This window comes from Streptomyces sp. NRRL B-1140, from assembly GCF_001280065.1.
Taxonomy (GTDB): domain Bacteria; phylum Actinomycetota; class Actinomycetes; order Streptomycetales; family Streptomycetaceae; genus Streptomyces.
Genome location: NZ_LGEA01000080.1, coordinates 150,367 through 168,939, shown reverse-complemented (window position 1 = coordinate 168,939; position 18,573 = coordinate 150,367). Strand labels below are relative to the sequence as shown.

Genomic DNA, 18,573 nt, shown 5'->3' with positions numbered 1-18,573 from the left:
CGACGGCATCACCGTCCCCGACCTCGCAGTCGACGACCCGCACGGCGCGCGGACCCTGGTCCTGGGCTGGGGCTCGACGTACGGGCCGATCACCGCGGCGGTTCGGCGGCTGCGCCGGGCCGGGGAGTCGATCGCGCAGGCACATCTGCGCCACCTCAACCCCTTCCCGCGGAATCTGGGTTCCGTGCTGGAGCGTTACGACAAGGTGGTGATCCCCGAGATGAACCTCGGGCAGCTCGCCACGCTCATCCGGGCGAAGTACCTGGTCGACGCCCACTCCTACACCCAGGTCAACGGCATGCCGTTCAAGGCGGAGCAGCTCGCCGCGGCTCTGAAGGAGGCCATCGATGGCTGAGACGTCCACGCACGGCACGGGCACCATCGAAGCGCTGTCCCTCGTCCCAAAGGCCGAGGGCAGGCAGTCGATGAAGGACTTCAAGTCCGATCAGGAAGTGCGCTGGTGCCCGGGCTGCGGCGACTACGCCATCCTCGCCGCGGTGCAGGGCTTCATGCCGGAGCTGGGCCTGGCGAAGGAGAACATCGTCTTCGTCTCCGGCATCGGCTGCTCCTCCCGCTTCCCGTACTACATGGACACCTAACCTCAAGATCCTGCTGTTCAACAACCGGATCTACGGCCTGACCAAGGGCCAGTACTCGCCCACCTCCGAAGTCGGCAAGATCACCAAGTCGACGCCGGTGGGCTCGCTGGACGCGCCGTTCAACCCGGTGTCGCTGGCGATCGGCGCGGAGGCGTCGTTCGTGGCGCGGACGGTGGATTCGGACCGCAAGCACCTGACGGAGGTGCTGCGCCAGGCCGCCGCCCACCAGGGCACGGCTCTGATCGAGATCTACCAGAACTGCAACATCTTCAACGACGGCGCCTTCGACGCCCTCAAGGACAAGCAGCAGGCCGAGGACGCCGTGATCCGGCTGGAGCACGGCAAGCCCATCCGCTTCGGCGCCGACCTGGCCAAGGGAGTCGTGAGGGACCCGGCGACCGGTGACCTGAAGGTGGTCGCGGTGACGCCGGACAACGAGGACCGGGTGCTCGTCCACGACGCCCACTCCCCGTCCCCGACCACCGCGTTCGCACTGTCGCGCCTCGCCGATCCGGACACCCTGCACCACACCCCCATCGGCGTCCTGCGCTCCGTCGAGCGGCCCGTCTACGACACCCAGATGGCCGACCAGCTGGACCAGGCCATCGAGCAGCACGGCAAGGGCGACCTGGGCGCGCTGCTGGCCGGCGGCGACACCTGGACCGTCGTCGGCTGACCTGCCGGACCCGCCCGAGGCCCGGGACCGCTAGGAGGCGGCCCGGGCCTCGTCGTACGTCTGCCGCGCCTTCTCCACGTCGTCCATGCGGTCGCGCGTCCACTGCGACAGGGCCCGTACCTGCTCGGCGGCCTCGCGGCCCAGGCCGGTGAGGGAGTAGTCGACGCGTGGCGGGATGACCGGCTTGGCGTCGCGGTGGACGAGTCCGTCCCGTTCCAGGGTCTGGAGGGTCTGCGTGAGCATCTTCTCGCTGACGCCCCGGCCGCCGCCGTAGGCGCTGATCGTCCGGCGCAGTTCGCTGAACCGGTAAGGGCGGTCCAGGAGCTCGATCAGGACGAGCACGCCCCAGCGGCTGGTCACGTGCTCCAGGACGAGCCGGTACGGGCACAGGGCTTCCTTTTCACTTACCGCCATGCCAGTACCTTACTTGAAAGTGGGTACTTTCCAGAAGTTAGCGCGCCCTCTACGGTTAGTGGCAACGCACCCCACAAGGAGAGTTCTCACCATGAGCATCGTCGTCACCGGAGCCACCGGAAACCTCGGCCGTCACGTCGTGGAGCAGCTGCTGGAGAAGGTCCCGGCCGAGCAGATCACCGCGGTCGTGCGCAGCGCCGACAAGGCCGCCGACTTCGCCGACCGCGGTGTGAAGATCGCCCTCGCCGACTACAACACCCCCGCAACCTTCGACGGCCTCTTCTCCGCCGGTGACAAGGTGCTGCTGATCTCCGGCAACGAGTTCGACAAGGGCCGGGTGCAGCAGCACAAGGTCGTCATCGACGCCGCCAAGGCCGCCGGCGTCGCCCTGCTCGCCTACACCAGCGCCCCCGGCACCCTGACCGCCGCGCTCGCCGACGACCACCGCGGCACCGAGGAGATCCTGCTGGACTCCGGAGTGCCCTACGCGCTGCTGCGCAACGGCTGGTACCACGAGAACTACACCGAGAACCTGGCCCCGGTCCTGGAGCACAACGCGGTCGTCGCGGCGGCCGGCGAGGGCAAGGTGTCCTCCGCCTCCCGCGCCGACTACGCCGCCGCCGCGGTCGCCGTGCTGACCGGCGAGGGACACGAGAACAAGACGTACGAGCTGGGCGGCGACACCCCGTGGAGCTTCGCCGAGTACGCGGCGGAGCTGAGCCGTCAGACCGGCAAGGAGATCTCCTACAGCGCCGTCTCCCCCGACGCCCTCGTCGGCATCCTCACGGGCGCGGGTCTGCCCGAGCCGTTCGCCCGCACCCTGGCCGGTGTGGACGTCTCCATCGAGAAGGGCGAGCTGGTCGTCTCCAGCGGCGACCTGTCCCGCCTGATCGGCCGTCCGACCACCCCGCTCTCCGAGGCCGTCACCGCCGCGCTCAAGGGCTGACACCGCCCTCCTGCACGCCACCCCCGACTGTCATGACCGTATGCCGATACGGGCATGACAGCCGGGGGTGCTCGGCGTTACCGTCGTGAACGCGGACGCAGGCCAGGCGCGAAGGAGGGGCACGTGAGCGGCAAGCCGAGGGGTGAGCGCCACATAGGACTGCTGAACGGCTTCGCGGCCTACGGGATGTGGGGGCTCGTCCCCCTGTTCTGGCCCCTGCTGAAGCCGGCCGGCGCGGCGGAGATCCTGGCCAACCGGATGGTGTGGTCGCTGGTCTTCGTGGGTGCCGCCCTGCTCGTGCTGCGCCGCTGGTCCTGGGCCGGTGAGCTGCTGCGGCAGCCGCGCAAACTGGCGCTGATCACGGTCGCCGCGGCGGTCATCACCGTCAACTGGGGCCTCTACATCTGGTCCGTGAACTCCGGGCACGTCGTCGAGGCCTCGCTCGGGTACTTCATCAACCCGCTGGTCACCATCGCCATGGGCGTGCTGCTGCTCAAGGAGCGGCTGCGGCCGGTGCAGTGGGCGGCGGTCGGGACCGGCTGCGCGGCGGTCGTCGTGCTGACCATCGGCTACGGCCGGCCCCCGTGGATCTCGCTCTGTCTCGCGTTCTCCTTCGCAACGTACGGGCTGGTGAAGAAGAAGGTGGGCCTCGGCGGAATCGAGTCGCTGGCCGCCGAGACCGCGATCCAGTTCCTGCCCGCGCTCGGCTTCCTGGTGTGGCTCTCCGCGCGGGGCGACTCCACCTTCGCGACCGAGGGCATGGGGCACGCGGCGCTGCTCGCCTCGGCCGGCATCGTCACCGCACTCCCCCTGGTCTGCTTCGGCGCGGCCGCCATTCGCGTGCCGCTGTCCACCATCGGCCTGCTCCAGTACCTGACGCCGGTCTTCCAGTTCCTGCTCGGCATCCTCTACTTCCACGAGGCGATGCCGCCGGAGCGCTGGGCCGGGTTCGCGCTGGTCTGGCTGGCGCTGACGCTGCTCACCTGGGACGCGTTGCGCACGGCCCGCCGGTCCGCCCGGACGCTCACCGGCGAGATCGGCGTGCCCGGCACCACCGGCACCACCGGCACGGCCGGCACGGCCGGTGCCGCGCGGAACGCCGAGAGCGTGGCGGCCTCCGGGCCGGGCCCGGTGGACGCCAGGCCGTAGACCACGCCGAGGAGAGCGGCGCCTCCAGGCCGGCTCGCGCGACCGCGCCCCGGCGCAGCAGACCCTGTGCGGCACGGCCTGCGCGGGGGCGTGCGCGGCGCGGCCTACGACGCCCGCGCGGCGCGGGCCACGGACGTTACGGCTTCGCAGGAGCGTGGCGCGTCCGGTGCATCCGGGCCTTCTCCCGGTTCCCGCAGTGCTCCATCGCGCACCAGCGGCGGCGGCCCGGGCGGGAGGTGTCGACGAAGAGCAGGTGGCAGTCGTGCGCGCCGCACTCCCGCACGCGGTCGGCACAGGGCCCGGTGAACAGCTCGATCGCGTCGCGGGCGACGGTCGCGAGCAACCGGCTGCCCGTGGCACCCGGGGCCCAGGAGCGGGTGCCGTCGGGCTCGATGCGGGTGATGAGCGGGGGCGCGGCCGCGGCGGCGTTGACGACGTCCAGGTGGGCGGCCTGCAGGGGGCGGCCGTGGGCGCGGTCGGCGGCCATCAGGAGAACGGCGTCACGCAGGGTGCGGGCCCGCCGCAGTTCCTCCCCGGAGACGGTGAGGTCGAGCCCGTCCGGCAGCCGGCTGCGCCCGGCCCAGGCGATCAGGTCGGCGGGTTCGTGCAGCGCTTCCCAGCGGGCGAAGGCCCCGGGGCCGCCCGTCGTCGTCAGCTCCAGACAGAGGGCGCCGGGGTCGAAGCGGTAGGGCTTGCCCCCGCCCGAGACCAGCATCAGGCCGGGCGTCCGATCCGGCGTTTCCCCTGCGCGTCCACTCACCTAACCAGTATAAGTGGTTACATGACGCAGACACCCGCATCACCCGCTGCCGTGCACTGGAAACTCGTCATCGACGCGAACGACCCGCACGCGCAGGCCGACTTCTGGGCCGCCGCCCTGAGGTACGAGGTCGAGGACAACAGCGCCCTGATCGGGAAGCTGCTCGGCTTCGGCGCCCTGCCCGAGGAGGCCACGGTCGAGTTCCACGGCCGCCACGCCTTCAAGGACCTCGTCGCCGTACGGCACCCCGAGGACCCGTTCGAGGAGGAGAGCGGGACCGGCCTGGGGCGGCGGCTGCTGTTCCAGCGGGTGCCGGAGGCGAAGACGGTCAAGAACCGGCTGCACCTCGATCTGCACCCGGGCGAGGGGCGGCGTGACGAGGAGGTCGCCCGACTGGAGGGACTCGGGGCCGGTGTGCTGCGGCGGGTGAAGGAGCAGGGCGGCGCGTGGGTCGTGATGGCGGACCCGGAGGGGAACGAGTTCTGCGTGCATTGACCTGGGCGGCGGAGGCGCGCACTCCGTAACGCCCTGGCCGGATCACGACCTTGACGGAGAGTCAGTACCAGCTTCACCATCCAGGCACCCCATTCACTGTGGGCGGCCCGTGGACACCCCACGGGCCTCCTGACGGAATCCGGAGCCCCCACATGAAGCTCTCCGTTTCCGCGCGCGCCGTCGCCGCGGGCGGCATGGCAACAGCCATGCTCCTGACCGGCGGTGCCGTGGCGGACGCCGCGTCATCCGCTCCTTCCAGATCCGCCGCCGCGCCGGACATCCCCGTGGCGAACGTCAAGACCCACCTGTCCCAGCTGCAGTCCATAGCCACCGCCAACGGCGGCAACCGGGCGCACGGCCGGGCCGGCTACAAGGCCTCGCTCGACTACGTCAAGGCCAAGCTGGACGCGGCCGGATACACCACCACGATCCAGCAGTTCACCGCCTCCAGCCGTACCGGCTACAACCTGATCGCCGACTGGCCGGGCGGCGACGCGAACCAGGTCGTGATGGCCGGCTCGCACCTCGACAGCGTCACCTCCGGACCCGGCATCAACGACAACGGCTCGGGCTCCGCCGCCGTCCTGGAGACCGCCCTGGCCGTGTCCCGGGCGCAGTACAAGCCCACCAAGCACCTGCGGTTCGCCTGGTGGGGAGCGGAGGAGCTCGGCCTGGTCGGCTCCCGTTACTACGTCAACCGGCTGGCCACCGGCGACCGTTCGAAGATCAGCGCCTATCTGAACTTCGACATGATCGGCTCCCCGAACCCCGGCTACTTCGTCTACGACGACGACCCGGCGATCGAGAAGACCTTCAAGGACTACTTCGGCGGCATCGGCGTCCCGACCGAGATCGAGACCGAGGGCGACGGCCGCTCCGACCACGCGCCGTTCAAGAGCGCGGGTGTGCCGGTGGGCGGCCTGTTCACCGGGGCGAGCCGGACGAAGACGGCGGCGCAGGCGGCCAAGTGGGGCGGTACGGCCGGGCAGTCCTTCGACCGCTGTTACCACTCGTCCTGCGACACCACCGCCAACATCAACGACACCGCCCTGAACCGCAACAGCGACGCCCTGGCGTACGCGGTGTGGGGGCTGTCGGAGTAGTCCGCGCGTCGGCGCCTACCGGTTGCGGGCGGCGCGCTCGGCGAGGCGGCCCATGCGGGCGCGGGCCGACTCCAGCCGCTCGACCTCCTCGGCGGCCGGGCCGTCCTCGGCGGCGAGCTCCGTCCACAGGCCGATCAGGTCCCGCCCGAGCTCCAGCCCGAGCGCCGGGTCGCGCACCGCCCGCCAGGCGGTGGCCGCGCTCTCCACGTTGCCGTAGGCGGCCTCCGCGTCACCGGCCCGGCGGTGGGCGCCGGCCACGTCGAGGGACAGGCGGAGGGCGCGGAGCGGGTCACCGGCCAAGTAGGCGATGTACGCGGTCAGTTCGCTGAGCCGGAGCACCTCGGGGTGCTCCGGCTCCAGCGTTCCCGACGCCTGCGCGAGGGTCTGCTCCGCCAGGCCTGCGGCCTCTTCGATCCTGCCCTCCTTCACCGCCTCGTTGATCCGTGAGACCGGCTCCGCGAGGAGCGCGGGCGCGGTGGAATCGCCCGGGGCGGTGAGGGGTTCGTCCCCCAGCACGGCCTCCGCGACGGCGTCGAAGCCGCGGGGAGGCGTGGGCTTGGGGTCGGGGTCGGCGGCGATCAGGGCGTCTTCGTGAACCGGGGCGGGCCGAGGAGCCGGCCGGGCCTCGGGGACGGGGAGCGGCCGCGCGTCCATGGGCGGAGGCGGACCGAACGCACCGGTGGGCGGCGCGACGGTGCCGGGCGGCGTCCCCGGGCCCGGGGCCGGGGACGCGCCCTCCGGCGCGGGTTCCGCCGGCTCCGGCACGGCCCGCAGCTCGAACGTCGGTACGACTTCCTCGGCCGGCTGCGGCTCGGACACGGCACGCAGCCGGAAGGTCTGGGCAGCGCCAGGGCCCGAGTCCGGCACGGGACGCAGCACGTGCGTGGCGCTGTCACCGGGCGGGGGCGGGGGCTCGGACGGCGGCATCATGGCACCGCCGCGGGTGGTGCGCTGCGACTCGGACACGGCCGTCGCGTCGGCGCCTCGGACATGCTGCGGCTCGGGCGGGGTCGTGGCGCCCGCGCCCCGGGCGGGCTGCGGCTCAGGCGGCGTTGCCACGCCCGCGCCCCGGGGACGCTGCGCCCCCGGTGGAGTCGTCGTGCCGGTGCCTCGGGTGTGCTGCCGCTCGGGCTGGGTCGTGGCGACCGGCTCTGCCGTGAAGTGGCTGGAGCCGTCCGGGTCCACCTGGAGCGGGACGACGTAGCCGATGCGCTCGTCGCGGATCGTCGCGAGCACGGGATGGCCGGTGGCGAGGGCGATGTGGTGGAGGCGGTTCAGGACGGCCCGCTGGATCTCCTCGCCGGGGGCCGCGAAGACCGGGACACCGCCGACGGAGGCGCCGTCGGACACTCCACCGGTTGCCCCGCTCACGTCCGTGCCGGCCCCGGGGACATGGACGTCGATCGGCGCCGCCGGGGTCGCCGCGTGCGCGGCCTGCTTCTGTTCCCGCTTCTTGTCGCGGCTGAGTCGCGCCATCGTCCCCTCACTCGGCGTCGTACACCTACTGTCGAGTGTGTCCGCTCGCCCCCGTTTCTCACGTCACCACGGTGTCACAGGCTCGTCCCAAGGGCCGTCGGCCCCGCCGCGGCCGTCGGGGCGGGCATGAGAACCGGGTGTACGAGGGAGGAGAGGGGCATGCACACAGGCATGCGACACGGGCCGGAGATCTGGCTGCGCGGTCCGGTGACCACCCCGGAGCCGGGCCCGCCGGAGCCCGCGCACGCCCACGCCGCGGCGCGGCGCTTCTCCTGGGTCGGCACACACGGCGGCGCGGGCGTCTCCACCCTCGCCGCGGTCTACGGCGGCCATGACAGCGGGCGGTCCTGGCCCGGCCCCGGCGATCCCCCGTCGGTGCTGCTGGTCGCGCGCACCCACGCGGCGGGGCTCGACACGGTCGCCGGGGTGGTGGAGCTCTTCCGGCGCGGCCAGGCCCCGCCGGGGCTCGATCTGGACGCCGTCGTGCTCGTGGCGGACGCCCCGGGCCGGCTGCCGCGCCCGCTCGCCCAGCGGGTCAGGTCGCTGGAGTCGGTGATCGACGTGTACCGCGTGCCGTGGGTGGCTTCCTGGCGGCTCGGCGAGCCGGGCCGCCCGCCCCGCGAGACGGCGGCCCTGGCCCGGCTGACGGGGGCGGCACGCTGACGGCCCTGCCGCTGTCGGCCGTGCCCCTGTCGGCCGGGGAGATCGCGGCGGGCGTTCGGGCCCGGGAGCTGCGTGCGACGGACGTGGTCGCGGCGGCCCTGGCCCGGATCGAGCGGGCCGATCCGCACCTGTGCGCGTTCGCCGAGGTGTGGGGCGAGGAGGCGTTGCGGCGGGCGGGTGAGCTGGACACACGGCTCGACCGGCGGGGTGCCGGCCCGTCCCTGCCCTTGGCCGGGGTGCCGATCGCGGTGAAGGGGCGCAGCGGGCTGCGTGCGGCGGGACCGCTGCTCACGGCCGGTGGTGTGGCCGTGGGAGCCACCTCCGTGCCCGGGCCGGGGACGCCCTGGCAGACGTGGGGGCTCGGGGCCCGGGGCCGGACCGTCAATCCGTGGCGGGCCGACCGTACGCCGGGCGGCTCGTCGGCCGGGGCCGCGGCGGCCGTGGCGGCCGGACTGGTGCCACTGGCCACGGGCGGCGACGGAGCCGGGTCGGTGCGGATCCCGGCGGCGTGGTGCGGGGTGGTCGGCCTGAAGACCACGAGGGGGCGGCTGCCGTCGGCCGACCCTACGGGGCTCGCCGTACCGGGGGTGCTGGCCCGCTCGGCGGCGGACGCCGGGCTGTGGTGGACGGTGGTGGCCGGGGAGCCGGAGCCGGCCGAAACGACCCGCCCCGTCACCGCCGTCTGGTCCCCCGACCTCGGGTTCGCCGGACCCGATCCGGAGCCCGTGGCGCTGGCGCGGGCCGAGGTGGAACGGCTCGAGGCGGCAGGGGTCGTCCGGCTCGTACGGCCGGTGAGGCCGCTGCGGCTGGCGGACCCCGGGCCGGCCTGGCTCGCCCTGCGCACTCCCGGCGCCGATCCGGCCGGGGCCGAGCGCGTCCGGGCGCAGAACGACCGGCGGCTCGCCGGAATCCTCGGTGAGGCCGAGCTGTTGCTGACCCCGACGGCACCCACCGCCCCGCATGGCCACGAGGGGCCCGGTGATCGCTACTCCACCTCCCTCACCTGGGCGTTCAACCTCAGCGGGCACCCTGCGCTGAGTCTGCCCGCGGGGTTCGGCGGCGACGGCTGCCCGGGCGGACTCCAGCTGGTGGCGTCGCACGGGCGGGAGGCGCTGCTGCTGGCCGTGGCACGGAAGGCGGACCGGAGCTGACGGACGCCCTTGCCCTATTTACTTGCGTGTACATATGATGCACACGCGTGTAATTGACGTACGCCGAGTTTCAGAGGGGCACCCCATGACCCGCCGTTTCCTTTTCGTCCTGGGCAGCGCTCGCGCCGAGGGCAACTCCGAGTTGCTGGCCCGCCGGGCCGCCGAGCAACTGCCGCCGGACGTCACGCAGGAGTGGATCGACCTCTCCGCCCTTCCGGTGCCGGACTTCGAGGACCTGCGGCACGACAGCGACCACGTCCGCCCGACCGAGGGCAACGTGGCCCGGCTGCTCGACGCCACGCTCGCGGCGACGGACATCGTGATCGTCTCGCCGCTGTACTGGTACTCGGTCTCCGCGCAGACCAAGCGCTACCTGGACTACTGGTCGGGCTGGCTGCGCACCCCCGGCCTCGACTTCAAGGAGACCCTGGCCGGCCGCACCCTGTGGGGCGTCACCGCCCTCGCGCACACGCAGGAAGTGGTCGCCGACCCGCTCGTCGGGACGCTCCACAACTCGGCGGCGTACATGGGGATGCGCTTCGGCGGTGTGCTGCTCGGCAACGGCAGCAAGCCCGGTGACGTGCTGAGCGACGACGCCGCCCTGACCCGGGCCAAGACCTTCTTCGCGCAGGAGGCGCCCCTGGCCAGGTTCCTGTACGAGGACTGAGGCTGCGCGGTGACGTCCTTCGCCGTGAAGCGCGCCCACGTCGACCCGGCCCGCAGACCGCCGAGGAGTCCGAAGACGCCGCCCGCCGTCGACGGTCGGGTCGAGCCCGTCGACGGCGAGCCGTGCGCGGCGGTCGCGGCCGGTGAGCGCGGGTGGCGATGACCGGTCCGACGGCCTCGCCCCCGCCTCCCCCGTGCTCCGGTTCCGCTCTCGTCCCGTGGGCCCACGGGGCTCACTTGCCGGCGTCGGCCGCCTTCACGAGCGCGTCCTTGGTGACCAGGCCGGCGTAGACCTTGCCGTCGTCGGTGACGAGGGCGTTGACCAGGCGGGTGGAGAAGACCGTGCCCGAGCCGAACGTGCCGTGGACCTTGTCGCCGAGCGAGTCGACGAAGCCGCCGAACGCCCCGCCGGCCTTGCCGGAGGGCACGCCCTCGCCGCCGGTGTCGAAGGTCGCTATGGCGGTCCAGCCCTCGCCGATGGTCTTCATGCCGTCATGACCGCCGGGGCCCCGGTCGGCGTCTTTCCCGGCCTTCGGGGCGTGGCCCGGCGCCTCCCCCAGGTCGAAGGGCAGGCCCGGGGCCTTGCGCGGAGTCCCGCCCGCGTCCTTGCCGGCGTCCTTCTCCTCGGTGACCTTCGCGCCCTTGGGCGGCGTGAAGTCGAAGGTCGACGCGGCCGGCGCGGCGAAATCGACCTTCGTGAAGCCCGCGTCGACGACGGCCGCGCCGCCGCCCGCCGGGGTGAGCGTGAACTTCAGCGGCATGCCGGTCTTCGCGTCCACGGCGACGGTGATCGCGCCGACCGTCGAGCCGGACTGCTTCGGCTTCACGACGAGCTTGTAGGCGTCCCGGCCGGCGACCCGGGCGGTGCCGTCCACGGTCACGGACGTCGTGTCGTCGACCGCCTTCAGGGCCTCCTCGGCGAAGTCCTTCGGTGTGGCCGGCGGCTGCTGTTCCTTGCCGCGCTCCGGGCTCTCGGCGGCGGTGCCGTGGTAGACCTCGCCGGCCTTGCTGTCGTAGCCCCAGACGTCCTTGCCGTTGTGGATGACGCTGTACTCGGCGGCGTTCTCCACCAGCGACAGCTTCTGCTTGTCCGGGCCGTCGGCGGCGACGCGCAGCGTGTGCGTACCGGAGGCCAGTTCGGCGAGCTTGGCCGACGGATCGGCGGAGGAGCCGCCCTCGCCCTTGCCCGCCGCGCCGGACAGCAGGCCCGACTCCAGGCCGCCGAGGTCCGGCAGGCCGAGGTCCGTGCTGATCTTCACCGTGCCGGACAGCTGCTGGACGTCCGACTTCGCGATCTTCTCGATGAGCTGCTGTGCGGTGATCTTCGGGAGGTCAGGGTCACCGGAGCTGGCGAGCGCGGGGACCAGCCCGATCGTCGCGGCGGCCACCCCCACCACCGCGACCGGGACGATGTACCGCGCGGCTTTGCGCTGCCCGGAGCGCTGCTCGTCGACCTCTCCGGCGGTCGTGCTGTCGTCGGATGCGTACGGTGCCATGTGTGCCCTACCTCCGTGGTCGGCGGCGGCTGTCCGTGTCGTCCACGCACTCGTCCCTGAGCCGCCAGTCTCACCCGAACAGGTGAGGAGTGGTGTTTTCCGTGGTCACCATCTGACCAAATCGGCCGGGAAGTTACGTCAGACCCCGGACTCAACTCCGCGTACTGCTGGGGTATGACACGGGAGGGCGGCTTGTCCCCCGACCCGTAGGGGTCGTAGCGGCCCTGGAGGTCCGGGCCGCCGGGAAGGGCGGGCTAGCCGGCCCGGTGCACCACCGCGTCGCACAGCTCCTGGAGCGCCGTCTTCGCGGTGCACTCGGGCAGCGGTGCCAGCGCCGCACGGGCGTCCTGGGCGTAGCGGACGGTGTCCCGCCGGGCCTGCTCCAGGGCCGGGTGGGCGCGCAGCAGGCGCAGGGCCTCGCCGTGCCGTTCGTCGTCGGTGAGATCGGAGTCGAGCAGCTCGCACAGGGCGATGTCCTCGGCGAGCCCGAGCCGGGCCGCGCGCTCACGCAGCCGGAGCACCGGCAGGGTGGGGATGCCCTCGCGCAGGTCGGTGCCGGGCGTCTTGCCGGACTCGTGGGAGTCGGAGGCGATGTCGAGGACGTCGTCCGCGAGCTGGAAGGCGACGCCGAGCCGCTCGCCGTACTGGGTCAGCACGTCCACGACGGTCTCGTCGGCGCCGGACATCATCGCGCCGAACCGGCACGAGACCGCGATGAGCGAACCGGTCTTGCCGCCCAGCACGTCCAGGTAGTGCTCGACGGGGTCCCGGCCGTCCTGCGGTCCGGCCGTCTCCAGGATCTGGCCGGTCACCAGGCGCTCGAACGCCTCGGCCTGCACCCGGACGGCCTCCGGGCCGAGGTCGGCCAGGATGTGCGAGGCGCGGGCGAAGAGGAAGTCGCCGGTGAGGACCGCGACGGAGTTGCCCCACCGGGTGTTCGCACTCGGGACACCGCGGCGCACGGCGGCCTCGTCCATGACGTCGTCGTGGTAGAGCGTGGCGAGATGGGTCAGCTCCACGACGACGGCCGACGGCACGATCCCGGGCGCGTGGCGGTCACCGAACCGGGCGGAGAGCATCACGAGCAGCGGGCGGAACCGCTTGCCGCCGGCCCGCACCAGATGCTGGGCGGCCTCCGTGATGAAGGGCACCTCACTCTTGGTGGCCTCGAGCAAGCCTTCCTCGACAGCCGTCAATCCGGCCTGGACGTCGGCTTCCAGAGCCTGGTCCCGCACGCTCAGCCCGAACGGCCCGACGTCGGTCACGAGGGGTCTCCTGTCTGCTGTGTCTGCCGTGATTACGCGGATTGTCGATAGGTCGCTGCCCTCACTCGAGTCAGCGTATCCGGTCACGTTTCGATCACCGCCAGCGCCCATGGTTACAGGCCGGGTGGTATCCGATCACGACCGCTATGTTTTCGATCAACCTATAAGAACAGATATTTATCGACTTACCCAGGGGTAGCGAGTTATGCACGATTTGCCGTGATGAGTCGTCGAATTCCCCTTGGCGGAAATTGCCCCATGGGCTCGTGATCAGTGAGTTGAATCACTACTTCCCCCATTCCGACCCGCGCCCACACCGGCCCCTACCGCCTTCTCCCGAAGGCCAGTTGAGCCTTGGCTCTCGCAAAGGATCAAGTCGCCCAAACTCCCCCGACCAAGGTCAACCGCGCAATGTGTGACTGAGGTGCTTGTTCCCGACATGTGCTCTCGCATACGTTCCGGCCCTGTCCGGCGGACGCCTAATCCTGCCGCCGCCCGGACTCCCCACAGGAACCGACTCACTCACGCGTGGCAGGAGCGGGGGACCCAGGTAAGTCGCCGGGCCGCACAGCGGCACGGCTCGGGGTGAAGCCGCGTACGGCACACGGTGCCGTAGGCGGCCGGGCACCTCCCGGCCCGAACCCGACAGCTCACCTCGCAGGCGCCGGAGAGGAACATCGCCATGGCCGGACGAGGCAAGCACCGTCGCCCCAGAACCAACCCGCTGACCCGAGGCATCGTCGCCGTCGGTACCGGTGGAGCCGCACTGACCCTTCCGCTCCTCGGGGCCACGCACGCGAGCGCCGCCGAGCCGCAGAGCGCCCCCGCCGCGCAGTCCGTGAAGCAGGCGGCCCAGCCCGCCAAGTCCCTCACGTACACCGTGGCCAAGGGCGACTCGCTCGCCCGCATCGCGGACAAGTACGACGTCCGGGGCGGCTGGAAGCAGCTCTACAAGGACAACCGCGCCGCCGTCGGCGACAACCCGAAGCTGATCCACCCGGGTCTGAAGCTCAAGGTGAAGACCACCAAGTCGCTCGCCCCGAAGAAGACGGCGACCCAGTCGTCCGCCCCCGCCAAGCCCGCCGGCGGCGTCGCCCAGGCCACCCAGGCGTCCGCGAAGACCTACGCGAACAACCTCGACGGGTGGATCCGCGAGTCGCTGGACGTCATGGCGCAGCACGGCATCCCGGGCTCCTACGACGGCATCTACCGCAACGTCATGCGCGAGTCGTCCGGCAACCCCCTGGCGATCAACAACTGGGATTCGAACGCCGCAGCGGGCACCCCGTCCAAGGGCCTGCTCCAGGTGATCGACCCGACGTTCGCCGCCTACCACGTGCCCGGCACCTCCTTCGACCCGTACGACCCGGTCGCCAACATCACGGCGGCCTGCAACTACGCGGCCGCCCGCTACGGCTCGATCGACAACGTCAACGGCCCGTACTGAGCCGACCCGCCCAGCAGTCGCTCGAGGACGACGGCGATGCCGTCGTCCTCGTTCGACAGGGTGACCTCGTCGGCCACGGCCTTCAGCTCGGGGTGGGCGTTGGCCATCGCGACGCCGTGGCCGGCCCAGTCGAACATCGGGATGTCGTTGGGCATGTCGCCGAAGGCGATGGTGTCCGCCGGCCGCAGCCCCAGATGCTCGGCGGCCAGCGCCAGCCCCGTCGCCTTGGTGATCCCGCACGGCTGGAGCTCCACCGTCCCGGGCCCCGACATCGTCACCGTCGCCAGTGAGCCGACCACCGAGCGGGCCGTCGCCGCCAACTCGTCGTCGGTCAGATGGGGATGCCGCAGCAGCACCTTGCTGATGGGCTCGCCCCACAGCTGCTCGCGCCGCTCCACCCGGACCGCGGGCAGGGTCGGGTGCGGCATCAGATAGCCCGGCTCGATCAGCGTGAGCCCCTCCACCCCGTCCTGGTCCACGGCCGCGTAGACCTGCCCCACCTCGGCCTCGATCTTGCCCAGGGCGGTCTCCGCCAGTTCCCGGTCCAGGGTGATGGACCACAGCAGCCGGTCCGCGCCGGCGTCGTACACCTGCGCGCCCTGCCCGCACACCGCGAGCCCCGTGCAGCCGAGGTCGTCCAGGAGCGGCCGCACTCTCGGCGCCGGCCGGCCCGTCACCACGAGGTGCTGGGCACCGGCGTCCGCCACCCGCCCGAGCGCGGCGAGGACCCGGTCGGACAGGGTGTCGTCGCCGCGCAGCAGCGTCCCGTCCAGATCGGTGGCGATGAGTGAATATGCGAGGGGTGCGGCCATGATCAGAGAATACGGACAGCGCGCCCCTTCGTTTCATCGGACGGCGGACGCCGATTGCCCGGTTGAAGGCCTCTGCACCGGTTGGCAACAACATGCTCCGCTACCTACCCGTGAGGCCGCATAGAGCGGTACCTTCCAAGTGTCCAGGGGGGACTTGATCGGGGGGTCGGGTTGAGCAGTGGGCGCATTCGCGTGGCTGGGCCCGGGGAGCTCGGCGAAGGGGAGAGGGAGCGCTGGCGTGCGCTGCGCGCCGCCTCGGAGGCACCGCGCAACCCTTTCATGGAGCCGGAGTTCACCGAAGCCGTCGGCTTGTTCAGGCCGGGGGCCCGGATCGCGGTGGTGTACGAAGGGCGGGAGCCGGCCGGCTTCCTGCCGTATGAGCGGGGCCCGTTGGGGCAGGGCCGGGCGATCGGGCTCGGCGTCTCGGACGCGCAGGGCGCGATCCTGCGGCCGGGTCTGGACGTGGAGACGGGCGAACTGCTGAAGGCCTGCTCGGTGTCGAGCTTCGCCTTCGACAATCTGGAGGCCGAGCAGCGGCTGTTCGTCCGCTACGCGGCCGAGGAGCACGCCACCTACGTCATCGACGTGGAGAAGGGCTACGAGACGTACGAGTCGGTGCTGCGCGCGCAGTCGCCGAAGTTCCTGAAGACGACCCTGGCCAAGGAGCGCAGGCTGGGGCGGCAGGCCGGTGAGCTGCGGTTCGTGTTCGACGAGCGCGACCCGGCCGCACTGCGCACGCTCATGGAGTGGAAGTCCGCGCAGTACCGCAGGACCGGCCGCCGGGACCGGTTCGCCCAGGAGTGGATCACCCGGCTCGTCGGGCAGCTGGCCCGGACCCGGGCGCCGGAGTGCAGCGGCACGCTGTCCGTGCTGTACGCCGGTGAGCGGCCCGTCGCCGCGCACTTCGGACTGCGTTCGGCCTCGGTGCTGGCCTGCTGGTTCCCGGCCTACGACCCGGAGTTCGCGAAGTTCTCACCGGGTCTGGTGCTGCACCTGCGCATGGCCGAGGCGGCGGCCGCCGCCGGTGTCGCCGTGCTCGACCTGGGGCGGGGCGCGGCCGAGTACAAGGACGCGCTGAAGACGGGCGAACTGCCCGTGTACGAGGGTGCGGTGACCCGTCCGGGGGTGGGCGCGGCACTGCACTGGCTGAGCCGCGAACCCGCACGCCGCGCGCACAGCTTCGTCCGCGGCAGGCCACAGCTCGCGTCGCTGGCCGCGCGGGCCCTGAAGGGCGCGGCCCGGCTGCGCCGTACCTGAACACACGAGGGGGGTGGGCGCATGGCCCGTTCGGCGCGTGCGCAGGAGGAGATACGGCGGTTCCTGGACATCGGGGCGGTGCAGGTCGCCGAGCTGGACCTCGACGGTGACGAGGCGGTGCTCAGACCCGGCCCGGGGAGTCCGCCCGTGACGCACGGAGAGGTGTTCGTGCTGGTCAGGAGAGGCGGCCGGCCCGTGGGGACGTTGCTCGGGCGGGTGCCGGAGGGCGCGGATCCGAGGGCGGTGCTGGCGGAGCGGGCCCGGGCGGAATGCGGGCCCGCCGACTTCGGCGACCCCGGGGAGCCGCCGTTCACGAGTGTGGTCGTCGCGACCCGGGAGCGGGCCGGGCAGCTGGCCCGGGCGCTGGACTCGCTGCTGGCGCAGGACCATCCGCGGTTCGAGGTCGTCGTCGTCGACAACGCGCCCGTCACGGGCGAGACGCGGGAGCTGGTCGAGCGGAAGTACGCCGAGCGGGTGCGGTACGTCTGTGAGCCCGTTCCGGGGCTCGCAGCCGCCCACAACGCCGGGCTGGAGGCCGTGCGCGGTGAGGTGGTCGCCTTCACCGACGACGACGTGGTCGCCGATCCGCGCTGGCTGACCGAGCTGGCCGCGCCCTTCGCGGCCGACCCGGGGCTCGGGTGCTGCACCGGGCTGATCCTGCCGGCGCGGCTGACGACTCCGGCGCAGGTACTGCTGGAGAGCCACGGCGGCTTCGCGAAAGGCTTCACTCCAAGGACGTACGACCCGGAGCGCCCGCCGGGCGACGAGCCGCTGTTCCCGTTCACGGCCGGGCGGTTCGGCTCGGGCGCGAACATGGCGTTCCGCACGGCGGTGCTGCGTTCCGTCGGCGGTTTCGACCCGGCCACCGGGGCCGGGACGGCGGCCCGGGGCGGCGACGACCTCTACGGCTTCGTGCGCGTCCTGGCCCAGGGGCACCGGCTGCGCTACACGCCGTACGCCCTGGTGTGGCACCACCACCGGGAGACCTGGCGGGATCTGGAGACCCAGGCGTACGGCTACGGCGCCGGGCTCACCGCCTACCTCACCGCGGTGCTCGTGAACCGGCCCGCGCTGCTCCCGGCGTTCCTCGCGCGCCTGCCCCGCGGCCTCGCCCACGCCCGCACGCTGACGGCGGTACGCGCGACGGACGGGGCGGACGGCACCGGCCCGCCGGGCGACCACGACGCCCGCACGCACCCCTGGCCGCGGCGGCTGTCACGGCTGCAGCGCAGGGGGATGCTGTACGGGCCGGTCGGCTATCTGAAGGCACGGCGTGCGCTGCGCGCGACCGCTCGTGGGAAGACGGCCCGGGGGGCGATATGAGGACGGACGGCAGAGGCCGGGCGGAACGGGGTGCGCGGGAGAGCGAGGGGCCGGTGGGCCCGCCGCCGGCCGAAGGCGCTCCCGCCATCCCCGTCTTCCTGTACCACTCCGTGATGGACGATCCGCCGCACTGGATCGCCGAGTTCACCGTCACCCCCGAGCAGTTCGCCGCGCATCTCGACGCGGTGGTCCGCAGCGGGCGTACGCCCGTCACGATCAGCGCGATCGCCGATCACCTGGCCGGGCGGGCACCGCTGCCGCCCCGGCCGGTGCTGCTCACGTTCGACGACGGATTCGCCGATCTGCCCGGACCCACCGCCGAGGCCCTGGCCGCACGCGCGCTGCCCGCCACCGCCTATCTGACCACCGGCGCCATCGCACCGGGCGGCCGCAGTCTGCTGCCGCCCGCGCCGATGATGAGCCTGGCCGACGCGGCGGAGCTGGAACGTTCCGGCATCGAGATCGGCAGCCACACCGTGACGCACGCGCAGCTCGACACCCTGTCCGCCAAGGCCCTGGCGTACGAACTGCGCACCTCCAAGGCCGTGCTGGAGGACGCCCTCGGACACGAGATCCGGCACCTCGCCTACCCGCACGGCTACAACAGCCCCCGGGTGCGGGCCATGTCGGCCGGGGCGGGCTACGAGACCGCGACGGCCGTGCGGCACGCGCTCAGCTCCGACCGCGACGAGCGGTACCGCATCGCCCGGCTCATCGTCCGGCGGACCCACACCGTCGCCGACGTCGAGGGCTGGCTGGCCGGGGCGGGCGCGCGGGTCGCGCCGTACCGGGACGGGCCGAAGACGATCGCGTGGCGCTGGTACCGGCGGGCCCGTGCGGTGCTGCACGGGCCCGAGTTCGCGGGCTGACCCCGG

General features: G+C 72.6%; 18 protein-coding genes, 2 pseudogenes and 1 riboswitch. Of the genes and pseudogenes, 14 read left to right on the top strand and 6 right to left on the bottom strand.

Annotated features, from left to right (window positions below; genetic code table 11):
• Both ADK65_RS10150 and ADK65_RS10145 read left to right on the top strand, forming a co-directional pair.
• Window positions 1–355: pseudogene (locus ADK65_RS10150) on the top strand (2-oxoglutarate ferredoxin oxidoreductase subunit alpha); the annotation flags it as partial.
• Window positions 348–1,275: pseudogene (locus ADK65_RS10145) on the top strand (2-oxoacid:ferredoxin oxidoreductase subunit beta). The pseudogenes ADK65_RS10150 and ADK65_RS10145, both read left to right, overlap by 8 nt.
• A 30-nt stretch (window positions 1,276–1,305) precedes the next feature.
• On the opposite strand, the gene ADK65_RS10140 reads toward ADK65_RS10145, so the two are convergent.
• Window positions 1,306–1,689 (bottom strand): winged helix-turn-helix transcriptional regulator, encoded by a 384-nt coding sequence (locus ADK65_RS10140; RefSeq protein WP_053669622.1) that lies wholly within the window; start codon window positions 1,687–1,689, stop codon window positions 1,306–1,308.
• Between the two features lie 91 nt (window positions 1,690–1,780).
• Between ADK65_RS10140 and ADK65_RS10135 the strand changes: the two genes are divergently transcribed.
• The gene (locus ADK65_RS10135; protein ID WP_053669621.1) at window positions 1,781–2,635 is read left to right on the top strand and encodes an SDR family oxidoreductase; all 855 of its coding nucleotides are present in this window, start codon (window positions 1,781–1,783) and stop codon (window positions 2,633–2,635) included.
• Between the two features lie 123 nt (window positions 2,636–2,758).
• Window positions 2,759–3,784, top strand: a complete 1,026-nt coding sequence (rarD, locus tag ADK65_RS10130; protein ID WP_234352843.1) for an EamA family transporter RarD — start codon at window positions 2,759–2,761, stop codon at window positions 3,782–3,784.
• Window positions 3,785–3,920: 136 nt separating this feature from the next.
• On the opposite strand, the gene ADK65_RS10125 is transcribed toward rarD, so the two are convergent.
• Window positions 3,921–4,499: a CGNR zinc finger domain-containing protein gene (locus ADK65_RS10125; protein ID WP_053669620.1), complete on the bottom strand. Its 579-nt coding sequence runs from the start codon at window positions 4,497–4,499 to the stop codon at window positions 3,921–3,923.
• A gap of 66 nt (window positions 4,500–4,565) precedes the next feature.
• Between ADK65_RS10125 and ADK65_RS10120 the strand changes: the two genes are divergently transcribed.
• Together ADK65_RS10120 and ADK65_RS10115 are read left to right on the top strand one after the other, a co-directional pair.
• On the top strand, window positions 4,566–5,039 hold the full coding sequence (locus tag ADK65_RS10120; protein WP_053669619.1) for a VOC family protein: 474 nt from the start codon (window positions 4,566–4,568) through the stop codon (window positions 5,037–5,039).
• A 152-nt stretch (window positions 5,040–5,191) separates the two neighbouring features.
• Complete coding sequence (locus tag ADK65_RS10115) at window positions 5,192–6,142, top strand: M28 family metallopeptidase (protein WP_053669618.1); 951 nt, start codon at window positions 5,192–5,194, stop codon at window positions 6,140–6,142.
• A gap of 15 nt (window positions 6,143–6,157) precedes the next feature.
• Here ADK65_RS10115 and ADK65_RS10110 read toward each other — a convergent pair whose 3' ends face one another.
• The gene (locus ADK65_RS10110; RefSeq protein WP_053669617.1) at window positions 6,158–7,618 is read right to left on the bottom strand and encodes a hypothetical protein; all 1,461 of its coding nucleotides are present in this window, start codon (window positions 7,616–7,618) and stop codon (window positions 6,158–6,160) included.
• A gap of 159 nt (window positions 7,619–7,777) precedes the next feature.
• Between ADK65_RS10110 and ADK65_RS10105 the strand changes: the two genes are divergently transcribed.
• The 4 genes from ADK65_RS10105 (at window position 7,778) to ADK65_RS38480 (ending at window position 10,261) form a co-directional block, all read left to right on the top strand.
• A complete protein-coding gene (locus ADK65_RS10105; protein WP_053669616.1) occupies window positions 7,778–8,281 on the top strand; it encodes a DUF6668 family protein in 504 nt (167 codons plus the stop codon).
• 20 nt (window positions 8,282–8,301) lie between these two features.
• Window positions 8,302–9,432, top strand: coding sequence for an amidase (locus ADK65_RS10100; RefSeq protein ID WP_107092260.1), 1,131 nt, complete (start codon window positions 8,302–8,304; stop codon window positions 9,430–9,432).
• Window positions 9,433–9,517: 85 nt separating this feature from the next.
• A complete protein-coding gene (locus ADK65_RS10095; RefSeq protein ID WP_053669615.1) occupies window positions 9,518–10,099 on the top strand; it encodes a flavodoxin family protein in 582 nt (193 codons plus the stop codon).
• Between the two features lie 9 nt (window positions 10,100–10,108).
• Window positions 10,109–10,261, top strand: a complete 153-nt coding sequence (locus ADK65_RS38480) for a hypothetical protein (protein ID WP_159038754.1) — start codon at window positions 10,109–10,111, stop codon at window positions 10,259–10,261.
• 70 nt (window positions 10,262–10,331) lie between these two features.
• On the opposite strand, the gene ADK65_RS10090 is transcribed toward ADK65_RS38480, so the two are convergent.
• The gene (locus tag ADK65_RS10090) at window positions 10,332–11,594 is read right to left on the bottom strand and encodes a LolA family protein (protein WP_053669614.1); all 1,263 of its coding nucleotides are present in this window, start codon (window positions 11,592–11,594) and stop codon (window positions 10,332–10,334) included.
• A gap of 254 nt (window positions 11,595–11,848) precedes the next feature.
• Complete coding sequence (locus ADK65_RS10085; protein ID WP_053669613.1) at window positions 11,849–12,859, bottom strand: polyprenyl synthetase family protein; 1,011 nt, start codon at window positions 12,857–12,859, stop codon at window positions 11,849–11,851.
• A 501-nt stretch (window positions 12,860–13,360) separates the two neighbouring features.
• Window positions 13,361–13,536, top strand: a riboswitch (cyclic di-AMP (ydaO/yuaA leader).
• Window positions 13,537–13,541: 5 nt separating this feature from the next.
• On the opposite strand from ADK65_RS10085, the gene ADK65_RS10080 reads away from it, so the two are divergent.
• Window positions 13,542–14,306: a LysM peptidoglycan-binding domain-containing protein gene (locus ADK65_RS10080; protein WP_053669612.1), complete on the top strand. Its 765-nt coding sequence runs from the start codon at window positions 13,542–13,544 to the stop codon at window positions 14,304–14,306.
• Here the strand turns inward: ADK65_RS10080 and ADK65_RS10075 are convergent.
• Window positions 14,270–15,118 carry an HAD family hydrolase gene (locus ADK65_RS10075; protein WP_053669611.1) on the bottom strand — a complete coding sequence of 283 codons (849 nt, stop codon included), beginning with the start codon at window positions 15,116–15,118 and terminating at the stop codon, window positions 14,270–14,272. The genes ADK65_RS10080 and ADK65_RS10075 overlap by 37 nt on opposite strands.
• Before the next feature lie 186 nt (window positions 15,119–15,304).
• Between ADK65_RS10075 and ADK65_RS10070 the strand changes: the two genes are divergently transcribed.
• The 3 genes from ADK65_RS10070 to ADK65_RS10060 all read left to right on the top strand — a co-directional run bounded on the left by ADK65_RS10070 (window position 15,305) and on the right by ADK65_RS10060 (window position 18,567).
• A complete protein-coding gene (locus tag ADK65_RS10070) occupies window positions 15,305–16,375 on the top strand; it encodes a GNAT family N-acetyltransferase (protein WP_420709000.1) in 1,071 nt (356 codons plus the stop codon).
• 21 nt (window positions 16,376–16,396) lie between these two features.
• Complete coding sequence (locus ADK65_RS10065) at window positions 16,397–17,698, top strand: glycosyltransferase (protein WP_053669609.1); 1,302 nt, start codon at window positions 16,397–16,399, stop codon at window positions 17,696–17,698.
• Window positions 17,699–17,811: 113 nt separating this feature from the next.
• Window positions 17,812–18,567, top strand: coding sequence for a polysaccharide deacetylase family protein (locus tag ADK65_RS10060; RefSeq protein ID WP_053669636.1), 756 nt, complete (start codon window positions 17,812–17,814; stop codon window positions 18,565–18,567).
• Window positions 18,568–18,573 lie beyond the last annotated feature (6 nt).

Excerpts from the sequence above, each read along its gene's own strand:
- ADK65_RS10125 (WP_053669620.1), bottom strand. The coding sequence starts at position 4,499 with ATGCTGGTCTCGGGCGGGGGCAAGCCCTACCGCTTCGACCCCGGCGCC.
- ADK65_RS10110 (WP_053669617.1), bottom strand. The coding sequence starts at position 7,618 with ATGGCGCGACTCAGCCGCGACAAGAAGCGGGAACAGAAGCAGGCCGCG.
- ADK65_RS10075 (WP_053669611.1), bottom strand. The coding sequence starts at position 15,118 with ATGGCCGCACCCCTCGCATATTCACTCATCGCCACCGATCTGGACGGG.
- ADK65_RS10135 (WP_053669621.1), top strand. The coding sequence starts at position 1,781 with ATGAGCATCGTCGTCACCGGAGCCACCGGAAACCTCGGCCGTCACGTC.
- ADK65_RS10090 (WP_053669614.1), bottom strand. The coding sequence starts at position 11,594 with ATGGCACCGTACGCATCCGACGACAGCACGACCGCCGGAGAGGTCGAC.
- ADK65_RS10115 (WP_053669618.1), top strand. The coding sequence starts at position 5,192 with ATGAAGCTCTCCGTTTCCGCGCGCGCCGTCGCCGCGGGCGGCATGGCA.
- ADK65_RS10120 (WP_053669619.1), top strand. The coding sequence starts at position 4,566 with ATGACGCAGACACCCGCATCACCCGCTGCCGTGCACTGGAAACTCGTC.
- ADK65_RS10060 (WP_053669636.1), top strand. The coding sequence starts at position 17,812 with ATGGACGATCCGCCGCACTGGATCGCCGAGTTCACCGTCACCCCCGAG.
- ADK65_RS10105 (WP_053669616.1), top strand. The coding sequence starts at position 7,778 with ATGCACACAGGCATGCGACACGGGCCGGAGATCTGGCTGCGCGGTCCG.
- ADK65_RS10140 (WP_053669622.1), bottom strand. The coding sequence starts at position 1,689 with ATGGCGGTAAGTGAAAAGGAAGCCCTGTGCCCGTACCGGCTCGTCCTG.
- ADK65_RS10065 (WP_053669609.1), top strand. The coding sequence starts at position 16,397 with ATGGCCCGTTCGGCGCGTGCGCAGGAGGAGATACGGCGGTTCCTGGAC.
- ADK65_RS10080 (WP_053669612.1), top strand. The coding sequence starts at position 13,542 with ATGGCCGGACGAGGCAAGCACCGTCGCCCCAGAACCAACCCGCTGACC.
- ADK65_RS10095 (WP_053669615.1), top strand. The coding sequence starts at position 9,518 with ATGACCCGCCGTTTCCTTTTCGTCCTGGGCAGCGCTCGCGCCGAGGGC.